26 protein-coding genes and 1 pseudogene are annotated in these 21121 nt (G+C 69.6%); 16 read left to right on the top strand and 11 right to left on the bottom strand.

Annotated elements, in window-relative coordinates; translation table 11 throughout:
- Positions 1 to 19 precede the first annotated feature (19 nt).
- Genes leuC through GQS65_RS14555 form a run of 3 tightly spaced genes read left to right on the top strand, consistent with a single transcriptional unit; the run spans position 20 to position 3101 of the window.
- The gene (gene leuC / locus GQS65_RS14565; RefSeq protein ID WP_158205365.1) at positions 20 to 1468 is read left to right on the top strand and encodes a 3-isopropylmalate dehydratase large subunit; all 1449 of its coding nucleotides are present in this window, start codon (positions 20 to 22) and stop codon (positions 1466 to 1468) included.
- Positions 1465 to 2127, top strand: coding sequence for a 3-isopropylmalate dehydratase small subunit (gene leuD, locus GQS65_RS14560; RefSeq protein ID WP_158205364.1), 663 nt, complete (start codon positions 1465 to 1467; stop codon positions 2125 to 2127). Before leuC ends, leuD begins: the two co-directional genes overlap by 4 nt.
- A complete protein-coding gene (locus tag GQS65_RS14555; RefSeq protein WP_158205363.1) occupies positions 2124 to 3101 on the top strand; it encodes an isocitrate/isopropylmalate dehydrogenase family protein in 978 nt (325 codons plus the stop codon). Before leuD ends, GQS65_RS14555 begins: the two co-directional genes overlap by 4 nt.
- Positions 3102 to 3110: 9 nt before the next feature.
- Here GQS65_RS14555 and GQS65_RS14550 read toward each other — a convergent pair whose 3' ends face one another.
- The 11 genes from GQS65_RS14550 to GQS65_RS14500 all read right to left on the bottom strand — a co-directional run bounded on the left by GQS65_RS14550 (position 3111) and on the right by GQS65_RS14500 (position 11105).
- Positions 3111 to 3293: a hypothetical protein gene (locus tag GQS65_RS14550; RefSeq protein WP_158205362.1), complete on the bottom strand. Its 183-nt coding sequence runs from the start codon at positions 3291 to 3293 to the stop codon at positions 3111 to 3113.
- A 27-nt stretch (positions 3294 to 3320) separates the two neighbouring features.
- Complete coding sequence (locus GQS65_RS14545; RefSeq protein WP_158205361.1) at positions 3321 to 3764, bottom strand: DUF5799 family protein; 444 nt, start codon at positions 3762 to 3764, stop codon at positions 3321 to 3323.
- 47 nt (positions 3765 to 3811) lie between these two features.
- Positions 3812 to 4267 carry a hypothetical protein gene (locus GQS65_RS14540; RefSeq protein WP_158205360.1) on the bottom strand — a complete coding sequence of 152 codons (456 nt, stop codon included), beginning with the start codon at positions 4265 to 4267 and terminating at the stop codon, positions 3812 to 3814.
- A gap of 86 nt (positions 4268 to 4353) precedes the next feature.
- On the bottom strand, positions 4354 to 5010 hold the full coding sequence (locus GQS65_RS14535) for an AIM24 family protein (RefSeq protein ID WP_158205359.1): 657 nt from the start codon (positions 5008 to 5010) through the stop codon (positions 4354 to 4356).
- Positions 5011 to 5113: 103 nt separating this feature from the next.
- On the bottom strand, positions 5114 to 5629 hold the full coding sequence (locus GQS65_RS14530; protein ID WP_158205358.1) for a hypothetical protein: 516 nt from the start codon (positions 5627 to 5629) through the stop codon (positions 5114 to 5116).
- Between the two features lie 91 nt (positions 5630 to 5720).
- On the bottom strand, positions 5721 to 6353 hold the full coding sequence (locus GQS65_RS14525) for a fibrillarin-like rRNA/tRNA 2'-O-methyltransferase (protein ID WP_368280219.1): 633 nt from the start codon (positions 6351 to 6353) through the stop codon (positions 5721 to 5723).
- On the bottom strand, positions 6350 to 7246 hold the full coding sequence (locus GQS65_RS14520; RefSeq protein WP_158205357.1) for an NOP5/NOP56 family protein: 897 nt from the start codon (positions 7244 to 7246) through the stop codon (positions 6350 to 6352). The genes GQS65_RS14525 and GQS65_RS14520 overlap by 4 nt, the downstream gene beginning before the upstream one ends.
- 71 nt (positions 7247 to 7317) lie before the next feature.
- Positions 7318 to 8238 (bottom strand): TIGR03571 family LLM class oxidoreductase, encoded by a 921-nt coding sequence (locus GQS65_RS14515; RefSeq protein ID WP_368280216.1) that lies wholly within the window; start codon positions 8236 to 8238, stop codon positions 7318 to 7320.
- An 81-nt stretch (positions 8239 to 8319) separates the two neighbouring features.
- Entirely contained in the window at positions 8320 to 9549 is a 1230-nt protein-coding gene (locus tag GQS65_RS14510) for an MFS transporter (RefSeq protein ID WP_158205355.1), read from the bottom strand.
- A 72-nt stretch (positions 9550 to 9621) separates the two neighbouring features.
- On the bottom strand, positions 9622 to 10500 hold the full coding sequence (locus GQS65_RS14505) for an alpha/beta fold hydrolase (RefSeq protein ID WP_199268475.1): 879 nt from the start codon (positions 10498 to 10500) through the stop codon (positions 9622 to 9624).
- Positions 10497 to 11105, bottom strand: coding sequence for a hypothetical protein (locus tag GQS65_RS14500; protein ID WP_158205354.1), 609 nt, complete (start codon positions 11103 to 11105; stop codon positions 10497 to 10499). The genes GQS65_RS14505 and GQS65_RS14500 overlap by 4 nt, the downstream gene beginning before the upstream one ends.
- A 132-nt stretch (positions 11106 to 11237) precedes the next feature.
- Here GQS65_RS14500 and GQS65_RS14495 point away from each other — a divergent pair, with 132 nt between their 5' ends.
- The 13 genes and pseudogenes from GQS65_RS14495 to GQS65_RS14435 form a co-directional block, all read left to right on the top strand.
- Positions 11238 to 12470 carry a thiolase domain-containing protein gene (locus tag GQS65_RS14495; protein WP_158205353.1) on the top strand — a complete coding sequence of 411 codons (1233 nt, stop codon included), beginning with the start codon at positions 11238 to 11240 and terminating at the stop codon, positions 12468 to 12470.
- Entirely contained in the window at positions 12467 to 13852 is a 1386-nt protein-coding gene (locus GQS65_RS14490; RefSeq protein WP_158205352.1) for a zinc ribbon domain-containing protein, read from the top strand. The genes GQS65_RS14495 and GQS65_RS14490 overlap by 4 nt, the downstream gene beginning before the upstream one ends.
- A 102-nt stretch (positions 13853 to 13954) precedes the next feature.
- A complete protein-coding gene (locus GQS65_RS14485) occupies positions 13955 to 14131 on the top strand; it encodes an HVO_2753 family zinc finger protein (protein WP_158205351.1) in 177 nt (58 codons plus the stop codon).
- Positions 14132 to 14133: 2 nt separating this feature from the next.
- Positions 14134 to 14400 carry an elongation factor 1-beta gene (locus GQS65_RS14480; RefSeq protein ID WP_158205350.1) on the top strand — a complete coding sequence of 89 codons (267 nt, stop codon included), beginning with the start codon at positions 14134 to 14136 and terminating at the stop codon, positions 14398 to 14400.
- A 114-nt stretch (positions 14401 to 14514) separates the two neighbouring features.
- Positions 14515 to 14871 carry a hypothetical protein gene (locus GQS65_RS14475; RefSeq protein WP_158205349.1) on the top strand — a complete coding sequence of 119 codons (357 nt, stop codon included), beginning with the start codon at positions 14515 to 14517 and terminating at the stop codon, positions 14869 to 14871.
- Between the two features lie 46 nt (positions 14872 to 14917).
- Entirely contained in the window at positions 14918 to 15211 is a 294-nt protein-coding gene (locus GQS65_RS14470; protein WP_158205348.1) for a 50S ribosomal protein L21e, read from the top strand.
- Between the two features lie 2 nt (positions 15212 to 15213).
- Positions 15214 to 15570 carry an RNA polymerase Rpb4 family protein gene (locus GQS65_RS14465; RefSeq protein WP_158205347.1) on the top strand — a complete coding sequence of 119 codons (357 nt, stop codon included), beginning with the start codon at positions 15214 to 15216 and terminating at the stop codon, positions 15568 to 15570.
- Positions 15571 to 15706: 136 nt separating this feature from the next.
- A pseudogene (locus tag GQS65_RS14460) lies at positions 15707 to 16256 on the top strand (DUF655 domain-containing protein).
- Positions 16257 to 16315: 59 nt separating this feature from the next.
- Complete coding sequence (locus tag GQS65_RS14455) at positions 16316 to 17185, top strand: 16S ribosomal RNA methyltransferase A (protein ID WP_158205346.1); 870 nt, start codon at positions 16316 to 16318, stop codon at positions 17183 to 17185.
- Positions 17185 to 18288: a mechanosensitive ion channel family protein gene (locus GQS65_RS14450; protein WP_158205345.1), complete on the top strand. Its 1104-nt coding sequence runs from the start codon at positions 17185 to 17187 to the stop codon at positions 18286 to 18288. The genes GQS65_RS14455 and GQS65_RS14450 overlap by 1 nt, the downstream gene beginning before the upstream one ends.
- The gene (locus GQS65_RS14445; protein WP_158205344.1) at positions 18288 to 18866 is read left to right on the top strand and encodes a HemK2/MTQ2 family protein methyltransferase; all 579 of its coding nucleotides are present in this window, start codon (positions 18288 to 18290) and stop codon (positions 18864 to 18866) included. The genes GQS65_RS14450 and GQS65_RS14445 overlap by 1 nt, the downstream gene beginning before the upstream one ends.
- 59 nt (positions 18867 to 18925) lie before the next feature.
- A complete protein-coding gene (locus GQS65_RS14440) occupies positions 18926 to 19915 on the top strand; it encodes a 5-methyltetrahydropteroyltriglutamate--homocysteine methyltransferase (protein ID WP_158205343.1) in 990 nt (329 codons plus the stop codon).
- Positions 19912 to 21121, top strand: a 1210-nt coding sequence (locus GQS65_RS14435) for a methionine synthase (RefSeq protein WP_158205342.1), incomplete at its 3' end; no start/stop codon positions are given. The genes GQS65_RS14440 and GQS65_RS14435, both read left to right, overlap by 4 nt.

The raw sequence follows: 21121 nt of genomic DNA, 5'->3' as shown, positions 1-21121 counted from the left end.
CGGCGCGTACAACCACACCATGAGCCAGCACACACTGTACGACGACGTGTGGGAGCGCCACCGCGTCCGAACGCTCCCCTCGGGACAGGACCAGCTGTTCGTCGGTCTCCACCTCGTCCACGAGGTGACGAGTCCACAGGCGTTCGGGATGCTCGAAGAGCGCGGACTGGAGGTCGCACGACCGGACCTGACCCACGCGACGGCCGACCACATCGTCCCGACGGACGACCGCTCGCGGCCCTACGGCGACGACGCCGCGGAGTCGATGATGAGCGAACTGGAGCGCAACGTCGGCGACTCGGCCATCGCGTTCGACCACCCCGACACCGGACGGCAGGGCATCGTCCACGTCGTCGGCCCCGAACAGGGGCTCACGCAACCGGGGATGACCGTCGTCTGCGGGGACTCGCACACCGCGACTCACGGCGCGTTCGGCGCGCTGGCGTTCGGTATCGGTACCTCACAGATTCGGGACGTACTGGCCACACAGACCATCGCCATGGAGAAAAAGCGGGTCAGGCGCATCGAGGTGACCGGCGAACTCGACGAAGGGGTCACCGCGAAGGACGTGATACTGACCATCATCCGCGAACTCGGCACCGACGGCGGCGTCGGCTACGTCTACGAGTACGGCGGCCCCGTCGTCGAGGCGATGGACATGGAGGGACGGATGACCGTCTGTAACATGTCCATCGAGGGGGGTGCGCGGGCGGGCTACGTGAACCCCGACGAGACGACCGACGCATGGCTCCGCGAGACGGACGCCTTCCGTGACGACCCGGAGCGGTTCGAGGAACTCCGTGAGTACTGGGAGTCCATCCGCTCGGGTCCGGACGCCGAGTACGACGACGTGGTGACCATCGACGGGAGCGCCATCGAACCGGCCGTGACGTGGGGGACGACGCCGGGACAGAGCGTCGGCGTCACCGACCCCGTCCCGGACCCGGACTCGCTCCCCGAGGGACAGCGCGACGTCGCGCGGCGCGCACAGGCACACACCGGCGTCACGCCCGGCGAGTCGATGCAGGGCTACCCCGTCGACGTCGCGTTCCTCGGGTCCTGCACCAACGCCCGCCTCGCGGACCTGCGCGACGCCGCTCGCGTCGTCCGTGGCCGGGCGGTCCACGGCGACGTGCGCGCGCTCGTCGTCCCCGGCAGCCAGCGCGTCGCCGCGAACGCCGAGGCGGAGGGGCTCGACGACGTGTTCCGGGACGCCGGCTTCGAGTGGCGTGCCCCCGGCTGTTCGATGTGTCTCGGGATGAACGACGACCAGCTCGTCGGCGACGAGGTGTGTGCCTCCTCGTCGAACCGGAACTTCGTGGGTCGGCAGGGCTCGAAGGAGGGCCGGACGCTGCTGATGAGCCCCCGGATGGTCGCCGCGGCGGCAGTCACCGGCGAGGTGACCGACGTACGTGAGCTGTCACTGGTCGGGACGGATACCGACGACCCCGCGGAGGTGACGCGATGAGCAGTGACGCGGCCGACGGCGAGACCGAGACGACCGCCACCGACCCCGTCGAGCACGTCTCGGGGACCGGTATCGCCGTCCGGGGCGACGACATCGACACCGACCAGATACTCCCCGCGCGGTTCCTGAAGGTGCTCACCTTCGAAGGGCTGGGCGAGTTCGCCTTCTTCGACCAGCGGTTCGAGGAGGTCGAGACCGACCACGGTACCGAGGAGGTGGAGACCGACCACCCGTTCAACGACCCCGAACACCGGCGGGCGTCGGTGCTCGTCGTGAACTCGAACTTCGGCTGTGGCTCCTCGCGCGAGCACGCCCCGCAGGCGCTCCAGCGCTGGGGTATCGACGCCGTCGTCGGCGAGAGCTTCGCCGAGATATTCGCGGGCAACTGCCTCGCACTCGGCGTCCCGACGGTGACGATGGACGGCGAAGCCATCGAGGCCCTCCAGTCGTTCGTCGAGGCGAACCCGGACGCCGACGTCGCCGTCGACGTGGCCGCGGAGACGGTCGCCTACGACGGTCGGAGGGTCGAGGCCGACGTCGACGACACCCAGCACCACGCCCTCGTGAACGGGCAGTGGGACACGACGGCACAGCTCGCCGCCGTGCCCGAGCGTATCGCCGAGACGGCGAACAGCCTGCCGTACCTCGACGCATCATGAGCTACGACATCGCCGTCGTCCCCGGTGACGGCGTCGGACGGGAGGTGACCCCTGCGACGGTGCGGGTGCTCGAATCGCTCGACGTGCCGTTCTCGTTCACCGAGTACGAGGCGGGCGACGGGACGCTCGCCGAGGCGGGCGAGGCGCTCCCCGAGGTGACGAGCCAGGGCGTCGAGAGCGCCGACGCGACGCTGTTCGGCGCGGCCGGCGAGAGCGCCGCGGACGTCATCCTCCCGCTGCGCGAGACCGTCGGGAGCTTCGCCAACGTCCGGCCCGTACGGGCCTATCCCGGCGTGGACGCACTCCAGCCGGAGACGGACCTCGTGTTCGTCCGCGAGAACACCGAGGGCGTCTACACCGGCATCGAGGACGAGATAACCGAGGGCGTGACGACGCTCACCCGCGTCGTCACCGACGACGCCTCCCGACGTATCGCCGCGTTCGGCTTCGACTACGCCGAGCAGCGCGGTGCCGACGTGACCGTCGCACACAAGGCGAACGTGATGCGCGTCACCGACGGGCAGTTCCTCGACTCGGTGCGCGCAGTGGGCGACGAACGTGGTGCGGAGTACGACGAACTACTGATGGACGCGCTGGCGATGCACCTCGTCCAGCGCCCCGCCGACTTCGACGTGGTGCTCTGTCCGAACCTCGCTGGCGACCTGCTGAGCGACCTCGCGGCGGGACTGGTCGGCGGCCTCGGCCTCCTCCCGAGCGCGAACGTCGGGACCGACAACGCGCTGTTCGAACCGGTCCACGGGAGCGCCCCGGACATCGCCGGACAGGGCGTCGCCAACCCCGCCGCGACGATGCTCTCGGCGGCGCTCATGCTGGAGTGGCTCGGCGAGGACGAGGCCGGTCGGCGGGTGCGCGACGCGGTCGAGGGCGTCCTCAGCGACGGGCCGCGGACGCCCGACCTCGGTGGAGAAGCGGCGACCGAGGACGTGACGGAAGCGGTCGTCGAACGGCTCTGAGTCGGTTGCTCAGTCCCGCGCGGCCGACGCGTTCGGTCGGGCGATTGCGTAGCCGCCCAATCCGACGACGAGTCCGCCGATTAGTAGGAGACCACTGTCGCCCGCGTGCCCGTTCACCGCGTTTCCGACGTAGAGCGACCCACCGACGATAGCGAGCAGCATCCCGACGAGCAGCCAGTCCTGTGTGGCCATGCCGCGGCGTTCGTCAGCGTCGACGACTCACTTCCGGTCCCGTTCCTCGGCGGCGACCTGCCGAATCTCCTCCCAGCGGCCGTTCGCTTCGAGGCGGTTCTGGAGCTGTGTCGTGTACTCGTCGACGAGTTCCTCGGCGGCCGCGGTGCGTTCTGCGTCGTCGCTCCCGCCACCGCCGCCCATCCCGAGGGCGCTCTTGATGGAGCCGAACATCCCACCGGAGGACTGCTCGCGCTGTGCGTCGGGCTGTTCGCTGGCGATACGGTCCATCTCGGGCACCACCGACGGGAGCTTCGAGGTGTCGCCGACCAGTCGCGCCTGCTCGGGGTCGTCGACGTCCTCGATGCGGAACTCCGTGGCGGTCATGACGAGGTTCCACTCCTGGTGGGAGAGCGACGACTCGGCGACCCGGTCACCGAACTCCCGGTCTTGGGCCATCCGCGCGCCGACGAGACGGTCGGTCCAACTCATACCCCGACTGGGCCGCCACGGACCATACCTCTTGGCCCGCTCACCGTTCAGAAATCCGGCAGGTCGTCGGGCGCTTCGAACTCGGATTCCCACTCGATGTACTCCGCTTTGAGCACGTCCGAGACGACGCCACCGAGTTCGGTCAGCGCGGCGTTGATGCCCGAGACGCGTGCCCACGAGTCGAGTTTCGGGTGCAGGTCGCGCTCGCGCCAGTCCTCGGGGAGGCCGGGAGCGTGGTAGCCCACCCGGTCGGCGAAGTCGTCCCAGAAGAAGTCGAACTCCCGAACCAGGTGGAGGTCCTCGACGATGGCCCACTCCGTCTCGCCGAGGTCGGTGTGCTCGGCCCACTCGCCGAACGCCCGTTCCCACGCGCCGTCGTGGAGGTACTCGTCGAGTTCCTCGCGGCGGTAGTCCTCGCCCATCACGTCGGCGTCCTCGTATTCGTCGGGGTCGAACGCCGGTTCGAGGGCGGGCGGGTCGGGCGGCGAGACGTCGAGGCTCATGTGTCGGGGTACGATAGCCGAGGAGAAAAACGTGTTCGGGACGGCGATAGCGTCGGTGCGCGGTGGCTCGCCGGTGCTCCCGTCGCCTACGCGCCGCCGTGTTCCTCGTACGGCTGGACGACGACGACGCCGCTGTCGCCCTCGAAGCGCATCTGGTAGCGCTCGCCGGACTCCTGACCGACCATGTCCGAGAGGCTCCGGTTGACCTCGACGTCGGGCGAGACACCGCTCCACGCGACGGTCGCACTGGGGTCGGTGGAGACGGGGGGTTCGAGGACGACGGGGTCGCCGTGGGTCGTGAGCGCGACCGCCCCCGGCCCTTCGAGGTAGACGTTCGTCAGGCCGCCCGCGAACGCGCCGGCGAGGCTGTCGATGCGGTCGATGCGGTAGGACAGCGACTCCTCGAACGCCAGCACGTCCTCGCCGTTGACGGTGATGGCGTCGTCCGCTTCCAGGTCGAGCACCTGGACCTTCTTCCCGCGGTCGGCGAGGTAGAGGCTCCCCTGCCCCTCGACGGTCATGATGGGCGTCCCCTCGCCGGAGGCCGCCTCCTTCAGGAAGCCCGTGATGCCGCCTTCGGCAGAGGCCTTCCCGGTGAAGTCGAGGTCGCCGTCGTACGCGATCATCGCCCCGGCTTTCGCCAGGAGCGACCCGTCGACGTCGATTTCGAGAGTGTAGCTGTTCTCCAGTCGGAACGGCGTGTCGGCCGTCTCTGCGTCGGACGTGAGTTGTTCGACGTTCATCGTCGGGGACTCGGTCGTGAGACCGTGTGCGGCAGTGTCGCAGCGACACCGCAAGAAACTACGGGAACGGGCGGCTGCCGGGCCTCCGACGGGCCGGCCCGAGTCAGTCGCTCGGTGTCGGTGTCGGCGTCGGAATCGGTCGGAAGGTCTTTCGCCCCTCCTCGAACGTCACCCGGTCGGGCGTGGTGCGGACCGAGAGCCCGTACGGTCCCCGTGGTGTCCACTCGTACCGTTCGGAGGCGTTCTCGACGGTGACCGTCACGACGTAGGTGTCGTTGGGCGTCACCGTGGGGTGGTAGAAGCCGCCACCGCTCCCGAACCCCGTCTGCACGCCGTCTTCGTCCGGCGTACCCATCGATAGCTCGGACTGGAACGTCCGTTCCACGACCACCTCGCCCGTGGCCTGGTGGACGACAGTGAGGGTGCCGCCGTACTCGACGACGGAGAACGACCCGTTCCGAGTCGTGACACCGGACTGCAGCACGCTGATCTCGGCTTCGAGTGGTTCCGGCGTCGTGTTCGTGGGGTGGGCGTCTTCCGTACGGCCGGGGGCGAGGCAGCCAGCGACGGCGGAGGGCGCGGTGAGGCTGAGGGCGGCGAGGAACGAGCGGCGATTCATTCACCGGAGCGTAGACGATGCCGCGCTAAAGTGTTGCGGACACGAGCGTGAGACCCCTACGTTCGCGTCCGCCGGGGCCGTCCCCGACCGTCTACCGGGTCGGTCGCGCGACCACCGCGAGGTGGTCCTCGTGGTACGGATCCAGCGTGGCCGTCTCCAGCACCTCGTAGCCCGAGAGCGCGTCGAGGAACTCGTCGAACACGTCTTCGGGGTCGGCCGTCACGTCCTCGGAACGGGCCTTCACGACGGCGAGCAGTCGGCCGTCCTCCCGGAGGAACTGCCGATTGCGGTTCGCCACCTCCGCCTGCCCGCGGGTCGCCACGTCCTGGACCAGTACGTCGACCGGTTCGACGACGTGGGCGTACGTCTCGGGCTTCCGGGCGTCCTTGAGCAGTGGAAAGAGGTTCTCGCGGGCTTCGGCGACGGGAAGCAGGTCCCGCGTCGGTCGTGGTGCGAACTCGACGGCGTAGGTCGGCCCGGCGAAGTCCGCGACGTGACTGACGGTGGTCCCCGACGCAGCGCCGAGGTACAGCACCGTCTCGCCGCCGTCGAGACCGGTGTCCATCCCGACCGAGAGCATCGCGCCGAGTTTCGACCGGCCGGCGTCCCAGACGCGCCAGTCGCCGTCGGTCGGTTCGCCGTACACCGGGTCACCGCGCGTGGCGAGGCGCTCACGCTCGTCGAACGGGCGGCGTTCGACGCCGTCGGGCAGTTCCGGAGTCACGCGTCGTCACCTCCCGGTTCTGGGGTGCCTTCCGGGCCACCGGCCCCCGGCGCGGGGTCGCCCGTCCGGGCGCGAATCGTGGCGATACGGTCGTCGAGGTCCGACTGTAGTTCGGGCCGCAGGTCCCCCGAGTAGTGGTCGACGCGGGCGGCGATAGAGAGTTTCCCGGCGAGCGCGCGGGCCGCCGACCCGCGCTCGTCGGGGTCGGTGTTCCGGACGTAGTCGTGGACGTAGATGACGCCGTGTTTGGGAGAGGACGCGCGACCCCGGAGGTGGGCGAACAGCGCGTCCTCCGCACCGAGCACCTGCACCGTCCCCGAGGGCTTCTTCGCCAGCGGTTCGAGACCCCCCGCGAGCGCGACGAGACGCGCGGCGAGCACGGGACCGGCCATCGCCGAGAGGTTCGGGGCGACGTCGGGTGCGGTGCGCTCGACGAACGCCCGCAGGTCGTCGCGCTCGTCGGTGAGGTCGACCACCCGCCGTGCGAGCGAGACGATACGCGCCTCGGCGGGACCGGTCGGGTCGCGTTCCGCGAGGGGACGGGCCGCGTCGACGCCCGTTCCGGCGTCCTCGAAGCGCGTTCCCGCCCACTCCGAGAGGCGCTCGGCGAGTTCGTTGGCGACGCGCTCGGTGTCGTCCATCGAGCGCACGGCGTGGACCAGTTGGCGGTCGTCGGCCGTCTCGGCCTCTCGGACGGCCCCACGGGTCGCCGCCAGCGTCGCCTCGTGGAGGCGCTGGTAGTAGTCGTCGGTGTCGGTGGCGTACCCCGCTTCGACGGCCAGCGTCGGCCACTCACGAGGGGTGTCGCCCGTCCCGTCGCGGACTCGTGCGGTCGCCTCCTCGATGTCGTCGGGGGCGAGGCCGGCGAACCACGCGTCCTCGGTGTCGCTCATGGGGGCGCTACCGCCCGGCGTCGTATAGCCGTCCCGATACGGGGAGTGGTCGTCGGACCGACCGGCCCCGTCTACACCCGCTCGACGACGGTCTCTGCCAGTCGCGTCAGTCCTCGCTCTGGGTCGTCCCCGTCGGCACCGACGAGGACGTGGTCGACGCCCATCTCCTCCAGCCGTCGGAAGTAGTCGACGAACCACTCGCTGCCGGCGCGATAGCCCTGGTGACGCGGTTCCGGGTCGGCCGCGGGGTCGTCGGCCAGTTCCGTGCGGACGACCATCGCGTACGGTTTCTCGCCGGCCGCCTCGCGCCATCGGTCGAGGTAGGAGTCGAGCGTGTCGTCGGGGAGGTGGTAGAACAGCCAGCCGTCCCCGTGGTCGCCGAGCCACTCCATCGACTGGCGGGAGCGACCGGTCGGCAGGAGGGGAACCGTCTCCGTCGTCGGTTTCGGCACGAGGTCGAGGTCACCGTCGAGTTCGCCCCACTCGCCGCTCGCCGCGGGGAACTCCTCGCTCCAGACCGTCCGGAGGCAGTCGACCGCCTCGCGGAAGCGTGCGCCACGAGCTTCGTGGTCGAGGCCGAACGCGTCGAACTCCGGGTCGCGGTCGCCCGTCGCGACGCCGAGGACGAGCCGACCGCCGGAGAGGTGGTCGAGCGACGCGGCGCTCTTGGCGACGTGGAGCGGGTGGCGAAGGGGAAGGACGACACTCGCCGTGCCGAGCGCCACCTCGTCGGTGTGGGCGGCGACGTGACTCAGCCACGTCCACGGGTCGAACGTCTGGCCCGCGTCGCCGAACCGTGGCCAGTACAGTGGCACGTCACGCGCCCAGAGCGCGTCGAACCCCAGGTCCTCGGCGTGGGCGGCCAGTCGCATCTCCTCGTCGACGTCGGGTCGGGACTCGCGTGTCCCCGTCAGCGGGAACCCGGTCCCGAAGGTCAGGTCGTCCCCGCCGAACAGTCGTCGCCAGCCGGCGTTCTCGTGGCCCTCGCTCACGGCGGTTCGTTCGGGCGGTGGGGGCAAGTGCGTGGCGTCCGGGGGTGACCGGCCGTGGCCGCGCTCCCCGGTGACGGGGACTCAGTCGTCGGCCGTCTCGCTCGCGGCGGGGGTCTTCGGGTCGAACCGGCCGGTCTGGGCGTAGGTCCCGGCGAGCAGCGCCAGGCCGGCGAGCACCGGGACGACCGCACAGGCGGCGTACAGCGGCCCGAACCCGACCGTCTCGACGAGCGGCAGGGACACCATCGGGCCGAGTCCGCCCCCGAGGTCACCGAGAACGTTGTTCGTGCCCATCGCCCGGCCCATGCGCTCGTCGGGGGTGAGGTCGGCGAGCAGGGCGACGAGCGGCCCGCTGGTGCCGCCCTGTCCCGCGCCGACGAGGACGCAGGCGACGATTAGCGTGGCGAGCGAGTCCGCGAGCGCCAGCGCGAGGAAGCCGACGAACGAGACGGCGAGGAAGGCCAACAGGACGGGGTTTCGACTCCCGTAGCGGTCGCTGACGCTTCCGCCGAGCACCATGAACCCCGAGGCGGAGAGCACCGTCACTGCCATCAGGAGCCCGGACATCCCCTGCGGGCCGTAGCCCCAGACGGAGATGCCCGTCTCGCCGAGGAAGAGGACGAGCGTCGAGAACAGCGCACCGAGATACGCGAAGTAGAGGCCGAAGTTGACGAGGCCGGCGGTGAGCGTCGGCAGCGTCGTGTCGAGGTCCCACGGCTTGACGCCGCCGCGTGGCTCCGAGACGTGCGTCTCGGGGACGAGCGCGTAGGCCAGACCGCTGGCGAGGAAGGCGAACGCGGCGGCGACGACGAACGCCGTCGAGACGGAGTAGAGGTCGCTGACGACACCACCGAGGACCAGACCGGCGGGGAAGCCGAGCGTGATGCCCCCGCGGACGATGCCCATGCTCGTCCCGCGAGACCTGCCGTCGCTCACGTCCGCGGCGATGGTGTAGGCGGTGGCGAACACCAGCGCGCTCCCGACACCCCACAGCACGCGAGCGAGGAGGAACCACACCTCGGGAAGCGAGGCGTCGATGGCGACGACGTACCCCAGTGTGGCGACGCTCTCGACGAACAGGCCGACGACGAACGGCCATCGCGTGCCGATACGGTCGACGAGCGCACCGGCCGGTCCGTTGGCGACGAGTCTGGTGAACCGGTTGGCGCTCAGGATGAGGCCGACGAGAAACGGCGAGATGCCGAGCAGTGCGCCGAGGTTCGGGAGGATGGGGAAGACCACCCCGCCACCGAACCCGACGAAGAACGTGCTGGCGACGACGGCGAGCACGACGGCTCTGGCGTCTCTCATGTGGGCACGCTCCGGACCGGGCTGGCGGTGGCCATCGTCGCTGGAATCGCTCGAACTCCGACCGGCGCACGATTATCGCTGTCGTTTCGACGGCCGGCCCGTCCGTGCCGGCCCGGTCAGAAACGAGAGCACCGGCCGGTCGAACCGCTCGCCCGCACAGACGACCGCCTCGTGACCCAGTCCGTCGAGTCGCTCGAACGGTGCGCCGAGCGGTCGTGCGGTCCGCTCGAACTCGGCCGCGGTGAAAAACGGGTCCTCGGTCCCGCCCACGACGAGCGTCGGGACCGGCGGGACGCGCTCGCTCGCGTCGTGGCCGAGACAGGCCACGGCCGAGACGTCGAAGTCGAGGCCAGCGGGCGGGTAGCCGGTCAGTCGGTCGTACGGGTAGGTCGCCGCGCGCATCGCCACTCGGAGCGGGCCGACGGCTACGGCGTCACAGCCGGCGCGATAGATGCGCCCCCACTCCCCACGAGCAGCCCACTCGCGCCACCGTTCCACCCGAGCGCGGCCGTGGGCCGAGAGCCGTGCGGCCGCGAGGCCGAGGACGAGTCGCTCGACACGGTCGGGGAAGTCCACGGCACAGTGGTGGGCGACGAACCCACCCATCGAGACGCCGAGGAGGTTCGCCGGGCGGTCGAACCCCGCCAGGAACCGCGCGAGGTCAGCGCCCATCGCACGGGTCGTGTGACCCGCCGGGAGACCCGCCGGACGACTCGTGAGGTAGACGGGGCCGGGGTAGCCCCGGTGACGCAGTCGGACGCCGAGCGAGGCGACACACCCCGCGAACCAGAGCGTGTCCGTCACCCGGAGTAGCGGGTCGTTGAGGCCGGTGACGACGACCAGTGGCGACGCCTCGACGTCGCGGGCCGGCGGGCCGACGCGGACGAACGGGTGGTCGGCCCGCCGGCCGAGCGCGAACGGACCGTCCTCGTCCCACGCGTCGTCGTTCATTCCGCGGCGAACTCCTCCGCGAGTGCCCGATTGAGGAGCGTCCCGCTCCAGTAGCCGTCGAGCGTGATGCCAGCGACGGTCACCGCGTGGTCGCGCTCGAACCAGTCCGCACCGACGGAGAACTCGTCGGCCAGCGCGTCGTCGAGTGCGCCGCCGGCGTCGCTCTCGACGCGAACTCGGTACCGGGCGGCCGGCGTCAACTCGTAGACCCGGTACGTCCGTGGCGGGAGCGTGAGGTCGACCAGCAGGAGCGTGCCGGCCGTCCCCTCGCGTCGGAGACGAAGCGTGAGGTTCCACCGGGTCGCACTCTCGTTGAGGACCGTCAGCGTGTGGCGGTCGGTGTCGTCACCGTAGCCGACCGTCGTGTGCTCGATTCGGTCCATCCGCCGGACACGGTCTATCGTCGGCGCGTAGAGCGACCGGACGACGGTACGGCGTCGAGGGGCTCTCGACTCGGAGTCGACGGCGGCGTCGGTGGGGACGGCCGCGGGGGTGACGGCCGGTGCCGGGTCGGCACCGCTCGTCCGCTGACAGCCGGCGAGCACCCCGGCGACCGGAGGCGTGAGGGCGGTTCCCACACGGAACAGCGCCTCGCGTCGTCGCATGGCGCAGTCGACGGGCGGCGACGGCAAATCGATTCCGCTCCCCGTCGTCACCCGTCGGCCGACACCGTGTCGGGAGTCGTCGGGAACTGTCGTGACCCGCACCGTCAAGAGGCCGCGAACTGAGTGTCGCGTATGCCCGAAGCCTACGTCGTCGGGGCGGGCCAGTCAGACTTCGGTTCGTTCCCCGACGAGACCTACCGGTCGCTGTTCGCCACGGCGTTCGAGGCCGCCCGTGACAGCGTCCCTGCAGGACTCGACCGCTCGGCCATCGACGAAGCCTACGTCGGGACGCTCGGCGTCGGCGGCCGCCAACTCGGCCTGCCGGGGCCGGCCGTCGCCGACCACGTCGGCCTCGACGGCATCCCGGTCACCCGCGTCGAGAACGCCTGTGCTGCCGGCGGAAGTGCCGTCAGACAGGCGGTCAACGCGATTCGTGCGGGGAGCGCCGACGTCGTCCTCGCGGGCGGCGTCGAGGTGATGACCGACGTCTCGAACGACGCCGTCCGGTTCTGGCTGGGCGTCTCCGGCGAGACGGAGTGGGAACGCCTCTCCGGGACGACGTTCTCCGGCGTCTACGCCCAGATGGCCAGCGCGCACATGGCCGAGTACGACACCACGACAGAGCACCTGAGTCACGTCGCCGTCAAGAACCACGCCAACGGCGCGAAGAACCCCCACGCGCACCTGCGCTTCGAGTGCTCGCTCGAACAGGCGACGAACGCACCCACCGTCGCCGACCCGCTCACGCTGTTCCACTGCTGTCCGACCACCGACGGCGCGGCCTGCGTCCTCGTCGTCAGCGAGGACGTCGTCGAGGAGTTCACCGACGAGCGAATCCGGGTCGCGGGCGTCGGCGCGGCCGCCGACTCCGTCGGCCTGTTCCAGCGCGACACCTACACCGCCGTCCCCGCGAGCCAGCAGGCCGCCGAGACGGCCTACGCCGAGGCCGGGATGGGGCCCGAGGACGTCGACTTCGCGGAGGTCCACGACTGCTTCGCCATCGCGGAACTGCTGGCCTACGAGGATTTGGGGTTCTGCGAACCGGGCGAAGCAGGCCCGTACGTCGAGTCCGGGGCGACGAAACTGGACGGCGAACTGCCCGTCAACCCCTCGGGCGGCCTGAAGTCGAAGGGTCACCCCATCGGCGCGACCGGGACCGGCCAACTCTCGGAGGCGTTCCACCAGCTGTCGGGCACCGCCGGCGAGCGACAGGTCGAGGGCGCACGTATCGGGTTGACGCACAACGTCGGCGGGAGCGGTGGTGCGGCCGTCGTCCACCTCTTGGAACGCGAGGAGCCACGCTCCTCGGGGGACGCGAGCGGGCCACGCCCGCGAGCGAGTGAGGACGGAGGTGAGGCACGATGACCCGACCCACCATCCGCGCCGTCGGTGGGTACGCCCCTGCTCGGCGACTCTCCGCAGACGCCATCGCCGAGGCGTGGGGCAGTTCACCCTCGGGCATCGAGTCCACGGCGATACCGGCGGCCGACGAGGACGCGCTGACGATGGGCGTCGCGGCGGCGAAGCGGGCACTCGACGCAGGCGACGTCGCCCCCGACGAACTCGACTGGCTCGGGTTCGCCACGACGACCCCACCGATGGCCGAGGGCGACCTGCTCGCACGTCTCGCCTCGATGCTCGACCTGCGCGAGGACGCCACGCTCCGACTCTACACGGGTGACGCCCGCGCCGGGACGGCGGCCCTGCTCGACGCCCCCGAGTCGGGCCTCGCCGTCGTCGCGGACTGCCCACGGGGCGAACCGGACGACGACCGGGGCCACGCGGCGGGGGCGGGCGCGGCGGCGTTCGTGATCGGCGCGGACGGACCCGCGAGCGTCGTCGACCACGCGACCCACGCCGAACCCGCACCGGGCGTGCGCTTCCGCGAGGCGGGGAGCGACCGCATCGACGGTCTCGGCGTCACGGGCTACGACCGCTCGGCGTTCACCGGTCCCGTCGCGGCCGCGAGCGAGGCGGTCACGACGGCGGACGCCGACGCCGTCGCCATCACCGCACCGGACGGGAAACGGCCCTACCGCGCGGCGGGTGCACTCGGGGTGGAGAGCGACGCCATCCGGGCCTGTGCGGTCGTCCACGACCTGGGTGACCTCGGGGCGGCGGGCGCACCGCTCGCGCTCGCCCGCGCACTCGCGGCCGGTCACGAGGCGGTCCTCTGTGTCGGCGTCGGCGGGGGCGGCGCGGACGTGCTTCGAGTCGAGGCATCGGGAGACCTGCCCACGTCGCTCGCACTCGACGCGGGCGACGAGGTGGACTACGCCCACGCACTCCGTCTCCGAGGGGAACTGAGCGACGACGCGGCCGGCACCGGTGCGGCGTACGTCACGATGCCGACGTGGAACCGCTCGCTCCCGCAGCGTCACCGACTCGTCGCCGGGCGCTGTCCCGACTGTGGGGCGCTCGCGTTCCCACCGGAGGGCGCGTGTCCGGACTGTCGTGAACTGGTCGAGTACGAGGAGACGCGCCTAGCGGAGATAGGCACCGTCGAGGCGGCGACACGCATCGGGCAGGGCGGTGCGCCGCCGGAGTTCGCCCCCCAGCAGAAGCGCGGTGGCGCGTTCGGCGTCGTCGTGGTCCGGTTCGCGGCGGCCGACGGCGACGGAGCGGTGAGCCTCCCCGGACAGACCGTCGGTGAGGTGGACGTGGATGACGAGGTTCGGGGCGTTCTCCGCCGACTCTACACACAGGAGGGCGTCACGCGCTACGGGACGAAGTTCGAGCGCGTCTGAGGCCGCCCTCGGGAGAACGAGGATTTCGGCGGGCGTGTGTCACAATCGCACGCTCCCGGCGGTTTGGCAAGGATTAAACCGCGTCGGCCGGTGACGTGAGGTATGAGTCAGGAACAGCGCCAGAAGCGCAAATGCGTCTCCTGCGGGATCAACATCTCCGGGACGACCGCGGCCGCGTTCAAGTGCCCCGACTGCGGACAGCAGATCTACCGCTGCTCGAAGTGCCGCAAGCAGAGCAACCTCTACCAGTGCCCGGACTGCGGGTTCACGGGGCCGTAATCATGGGAAAGGTCGCCGCCCGTCTCAAGGTCATGCCGAACAGCCCCGACGTCGACCTCGACGACCTCCAGGAGCGACTGGAGGACTCGCTGCCCGAGGGGGCGAAGATATCGCGCACCGACCGTGAGGACGTCGCGTTCGGTCTCGTCGCCCTGCTGCCGACGGTCATCATCCCCGACGAGGCCGGCGGGACGGAGGCCGTCGAGGAGTCGTTCGCCGACGTCGACGGCGTCGAGAGCGTCGACGTCGACCAGATGGGCCGTATCTGAACGACCGCGCGTCGATTTTCGAGGGGCCGCCGATCCGCCGAGCGTCGCGGCCGGCGGCCGGCCGAATCCTCCGCAACCAACGGAGTGAAACCCTCGTCCGCGGTTGCAGTACGTATGCGCGCGGCATCGCCCGTCGTCTCGCCGGCCGAACTCGACCGCCTCCGTGAGCTTCCGGTCGGGCGGCGGGTGACGGTCACTCGGGAGGGCGACGGGATTCCACCGGAGTTCGTCCCCGCGAAGTGGTCGCTCCCGTGGACCGCCCGTCGGGTCTACCGGGAACCCTACCCGACCGACCCGGTGGTCATGGCCGTCTTCGAGGAGGTGGTGGTGTTGCGACGTGAGCGGTTCCACCCGCACGCACACCCGCTCTACCACCTCCTGTACGACCGGTTCGTGCTGTTGGGTGTGCTGGTCGTCGCGTGGCTGGTCGCACGACGACGCCGAAAGCGTGGCAACGACCCACGTCGGTGAGCGAGGAACGCATCTTTTATGTCCGTCGTGTTGGTATCCTCGGCAAATGCCGAGTTCTAACGGCCCTTACCACGGCACCCGTCAGAAGCTGTCGAACGACCCACGCCAGCGCGGTACGTCGCCGCCCCAGCGTGCCATCCAGCAGTACGAGGAGGGCGAGAAGGTCCACCTCAAGATCGACCCCTCGACCCCCGAAGGGCGATTCCACCCGCGGTTCAACGGCCACACCGGGACGGTCGTCGGCCAGCAGGGACGCGCGTTCAAGGTGCAGATCAACGACGGCGGGAAGGACAAGACGCTCATCGCCCGCGCCGCGCACCTGACGCGCCAGCAGGAGTAGGAATGACGATATTCAAGGAAATCGTCGACGAGGAGTATCTCACGACCTCCGAGGTCAAGGAGCTACTCGCCGACATCGAGGACGAGCGAGCCCTCGACGAGGAGCGTGAGATGCGCTACGAACTCGCGCGCGCCATCGAGCACGTCAACCGGTTCGCCGAACTCGACGCCGAGGACTCGCGTGCGCTCGTCGAGGAGTTGCAGGAACACGAGAAGGTCAGCGAGTCCATCGCGTTCAAGATCGCCGACCTGCTCCCGCGGACGCGCAACGAGATGCGGTCGGTCTACGCCCAGCAGCGCTACTCGCTGTCGGGCGACGAACTCGACGACCTCCTCAACGTCGTCAAGAAGTACGTCTGAGCCACCGACGTCTCCTCGGGCCCGCGTTCGGAGCGGGCCAGTCGACGCACCCACCGTGCCAGCGGGCACGCACTCATCGTGCCAGTGGGCACGCATCCGACGTACGCTTAAATAGCTCCTCCCCGTTGTCGGTGGTATGTCCAGTACCGACAGTGGGTCGGTCGCGGTCGTCCTCGATTTCCTCCCACACGGACGGGCCGACGACGACCGTCCCCGCTCGCAGAAGTCGCCACTCGCGTACGCACTCGGTGTCGAGAACTTCGGTCTCTACGAGTGCGTCCTCGAACCGGACGTCGACATCTCGTTTGGCGACCGCATCGACGTCCACGGCGAGGGCGTGGTGACGGTCTCGCGCGTCGACCACGAGGAACTCTCCGGGGGGGGCGCGCTCGGAACTCGAGTACGCCGTCCAGGAGATCGTCGACGAGGACGAACGGCGGTTCGTCGACCACTACAACGAGGCTCAGCCCATCACGCTGCGTCTCCACCAGTTGAACCTCCTGCCGGGTATCGGGAAGAAGCTCAGGGACACCATCCTCGACGAGCGCAAGCGTCGTCCCTTCGAGAGCTTCGAGGACCTCGACGAGCGGGTCTCGGGGCTCCACGACCCCAAGGAGACCGTCGTCGAGCGCATCCTCGAAGAACTGCGCGAAGACGAGTTGAAGTACCGTTCGTTCGTCCAGTAGCGAGCACCGCCGAGGACGATGAAACGCCTTTTTGCGTCCCGCCGAACTACGTCGCGCCAATGAGCGAGCGACCGGTCACGGCGGGGACACGCGACCCCGATGCACTCATCCGTCGAGCGGGGGCGCGTGGCGACCCGAACCACGACCAGCACTTCCTCGTCGACGACCGGGTCGTCGACCGCATCCCGGAGTACCTCCCCGAGGGGGCCGACCGGAGCCACGTCCTCGAAGTCGGCGGCGGACCGGGCGTGCTGACCGACCGCCTGCTGGCGAGCGCCCCGGCGGACGGTCGGGTGACCGTCGTCGAACGCGACCCGATGTTCGCGGGGTTCCTCCGCGAGGAGTTCGCCGACGACATCGACGAGGGGCGGTTGTCCATCCTCGAAGGCGACGCGCTCGAAGTGGACCTGCCCGACGACGTGACCGCGAGCGTCTCGAACCTGCCCTACAGCGTCTCCTCGGAGATTACCTTCCGCCTCCTGCCGCTCGGTGTCCCGATGGTGCTGATGTTCCAGCGGGAGTTCGCCGAGCGGATGGCCGCCGACCCCGGCACCTCGGAGTACGGCCGCCTGTCGGTGACGGCGGGCCACTACGCCGACGTGGCGGTGGTCGAACCGGTCCCGAAAGAGGCGTTCTCGCCCGCACCGGCCGTCGAGAGTAGCGTCGTCCGCGTGACGCCGCGTGCTCCCGACTACGACGTCCCGAACGCCCAGTTCTTCTTGCAGTTCGTCACCGCCGTCTTCACCCAGCGTCGGAAGACGGTCCGCAACGCGATTCGCAACACGGCGCACATCTCGGAACTGGACGACGCGGACGCGGTGGTCGAGCGAGCGGACGAAGACCTGTTGAGCGCGCGGGCGGGTGACCTCTCGCCCGCGGACTTCGCCGCACTCGCCGCACTCGCGTGGGAGTACGGGGAGCCACGCTGATGCAGAGCGGTGGCGTCCTCGATGGGCAGGTGAACGACGTTCTCGTCACGTTGCTGGCGCTGGCGGCGCTCCTGTTCGTCGGGAAGCTGATACTCCGTCTCGGCGACCCGCTAGAGCGGCGTCTCAGTGCCGAGTCCGCCGACGCCACCCAGTCTATCCTGTTCACCGTCGCGACCGTTCTCACCGGCTGGTTCCTGCTGACGACGTGGGACGCGAACGGTCAGTTCCTCGACAACCTCGACCTCCCGAGCGTCGATGCCGGGAAGGCGTGGGCCCGGGTCATCGTCGCGGGGTTGAGCGTCGTAGTCGCCTACACGCTCACCCGAATCAGCAAGACGCTGCTGGTCGAACGCGACGGTGATTACATTACGGGACACCGACAGGAAGCGTTCTACCACGTCGCGCAACTCGCCATCTATCTGTTGACGATCCTCGTCTTGCTGGCACTCGCGGGCGTCAACCCGCGTGACCTCGTGCTCAGCGCGGGGGCACTGGGTGTCGTCCTCGGCCTCGCGGCCCGTCAGACGCTCGGTGCGGTGTTCGCGGGCTTCGTCCTGCTGTTCTCCCGGCCCTTCGAGATCGGCGACTGGGTCGAGATGTCCGAGCGCGAGGGTATCGTTCGGGACGTGAGCCTGTTCAACACGACGCTGCGGACGTTCGACGACGAGTACGTCATCATCCCGAACGACGAGGTCACCTCGAACGACATCGTCAACCGCTCGCGGATGGGTCGCCTGCGCGTCTCGCTGGAGGTGGGCGTCGACTACGAGACGGACGTCGAGGAGGCCGTCTCGCTCGCCGAGGAGGCGATGCGTGACCTCGACGAACTGATGGAGACGCCCGGTCCCCGTGCGGTCGTGACGCGGTTCGGGGACAGTGCGGTCGTGCTCGAACTCCGGTTCTGGATTCAGAACCCGAGTGCGGCCCGCTACTGGCAGGCCAAGAGCGTGGTCGTCGAGGCCGTCAAGACCCGCTTCGAGGCCGAGGGCGTCGGGATTCCGTTCCCACAGCGCGTCCTCTCGACGCGCCCGGAGGCGACGTTCGAGGCCGACGTCGACACATCGGTGCGCGAACGCGAACAGGCGACCGGAGGTGGCGACTGATGGTCGACCGCGAGACGGCCACCGAGCAGGTCTACCAACCGGCGGAGGACTCCCACCTGCTCGCGGAGACGGCCGCCGAGGAACTCGCGGCGCTCCCCGGCGACGCCCGTGTCGTGGACGTCGGAACCGGGTCGGGGTACGTCGCCGCACACGTCGGCGAGCAGACCGGTCTCGACGTGCTCGGCGTGGACATCAGTCCGCTCGCGGTCCGGGAGGCCCGAGACCACGGCGTCGGCGTCGTCCGGTCGAACCTGCTCGACGGCCTGACCGGCCCGTTCGACGCCGTCACGTTCAACCCGCCGTACCTCCCGACCGACCCGGACGCCGAGTGGGACGACTGGATGGAGTACGCGCTGTCGGGAGGGCCGGACGGCCGGCGGGCCATCGACCCGTTCCTCGACGACCTACCACGGGTGCTCGCTCCCGACGGCCGGGCGTTCCTGCTCGTCTCCTCGCTGACGGACGTCGGGGCCGTCACCGCGCGAGCGGCCGAGAACGGGCTTGCGGCCCGAGAAGTCGCCGAGGAGTCGTTCCCGTTCGAGCGACTGGTCGTCCTCGAACTCGCCCACGCTGAATAACTGTTGGGAATAGCGCCAACAGGAAAATATTATCACCGGTCGTTTCGTAGCGGCGGGTGATGACCGAACTCGTTGCGACGACGACGGGGCTGTTCCCGCTGCCCGACTGGGCGAAGTCGGAGTTGGCGGACCTCAAGGGCCACCAGAAGGACGACCTGGTCAGCGGTGACGAACCGCCGGCCGTGGTCGAGCAGTACGACCGGGCACGCGCGGAGGTCGTGGACCGACAGCAGGCGGCCGGACTGGACCGCATCGTCGAGGGGCAACTCCGGTGGGACGACGTCCTCGCGCACCCGCTGGCCGTCGCCGAGAACGTCGAGACGCAGGGTATCGTCCGCTACTACGACAACAACAACTTCTACCGCGAACCGGTCGTGACGGGCGACCTCTCGCCGACCGGTGACCTCGCGGCGGACCTAGAGGCCGCCGAGGTTCCGGGCGACCAGTTACAGGCCGTGGTTCCCGGCCCGTACACGCTCGCGGACCTCGCCACCGACGACCACTACGGCGAGGGGTTCCTCGACGCCATCACCGAGTTCCTCGTCGGCGAAGTCGAGCAGTTCCCCGACCACGCGACCCTGCTCGTCCTCGAACCGTCGCTGGTGGAGGAACCCCCCGAAGACGGCGAGGACGAACGTGCCAGCGAGGCCATCGACCGCGTCGTCGGGGCGTCCGACGCAGAGAGCGTCGTCTACCCGTTCTACGGTGCGCTGAGCGAGAAGACGCACGCACACCTGCTCGACGCCGACGTGGACGCAGTGGGCTACGACTTCGTCAGCGACCACGAGGACAACCTCTACAACATCAACGAGTACGGGACGACCGACTCGGTGGCGCTGGGGTTCGTCGACGGGCAGAACACGAGCGTCGAACAGCCGGACCTGCTCCGCCAGCGCGTGGAGTGGGTCGACGAGAACACCCCCGCCGCGACGTTCGACCGGGCGTTCGTCCTGCCGAACACCGAGACGTTCTACCTGCCGACCGAGCGGTTCGAGGCGAAACTCGATGCACTGGGTGCGCTGACCCGCACCGAGGAGGTGACCCAATGACACGAAACCCAGCAGCCAACCGCGAGCAGTTCCGCCCGGCCGACCACCCGAACGACCACTTCATCCTCACGACCGTCGTGGGGAGCTATCCGAAGCCGAAGTGGCTCAACCGCGCCCGTGACCTCCACCACGGCGAGTTGGAGGTCAAGGCGGCCGACCGCGCCAGCGACGAACCGCGCGGCAGTTTCGACATCGACGTCGACTTCGACGAGGACAACTGGCAGGAGGCGAAAGACGACGCCTCGCGGCTCATCACCCACGAACACGAGCGAGCGGGCCTCGACGCCGTCGTCGACGGCGAGATGCGGCGCAACGAGATGGTCGAGTACTTCGCCCACCGTATCGCGGGCTACGAGTTCCACGGCCCGGTCAAGGTGTGGGGACACAACTACTTCGACAAACCCAGCGTGGTCGACGAAGTCGAGTACGACGAGACGTGGCTGGTCGACGAGTTCGCGTTCACCGACGACGTCGCCCAGCGCCCGGTCAAGGTCCCCATCACCGGGCCGTACACGCTGGCGAACTGGTCGTTCAACGAGCACTACGACGACGAGGCCGAACTCGCGTTCGCGCTGGCCGAACTCGTCAACACCGAGGTGGAGAAACTCGTGGAGGCGGGCGCACGCTACGTCCAGATAGACGAACCCGCACTCGCCACGACGCCCGACGACCACGCCATCGTCGGCGAGTGTCTGGAGTACATCACCGAGGGCATCCCCGACGACGTGCGCATCGGCCTGCACGTCTGTTACGGCGACTACTCGCGTATCTACCCGGAGATTCTCGACTTCCCTATCGACGAGTTCGACGTGGAACTCTGCAACGGCGACTACGACCAGATAGACGTCTTCACCGAACACGAGTTCACCGCGGACCTGGCGCTGGGAGTCGTCGACGCTCACACCGCCGAGGTCGAACCCGTCGAGGACGTCGTCGAGAACATCCAGCAGGGCTTCGAAGTCGTCCCCCCCGAACAACTGACCGTCTCGCCGGACTGCGGGCTGAAACTCCTGCCTCGGACGGTCGCCTACGGCAAGATGGAGAACATGGTCACGGCGACCCGGCAGGTCGAGGCCGCCCTCGACGACGGCGACATCGACCTCTCGGGGGGTCGCCGCGCGCGCCGGACGACTGAACGGTCGGGCTCTCTTTCCCGGGCGATTCGTGGCAGGCGCACGCCGCGCGAACTTACATGTAAAGGTAGAG

Source organism: Halomarina oriensis (assembly GCF_009791395.1).
In the GTDB taxonomy this organism is placed as follows: Archaea; Halobacteriota; Halobacteria; order Halobacteriales; family Haloarculaceae; genus Halomarina; species Halomarina oriensis.
Note: the sequence above shows the minus strand (reverse complement) of the source record. Positions and strands in the feature narration are given on the sequence as shown.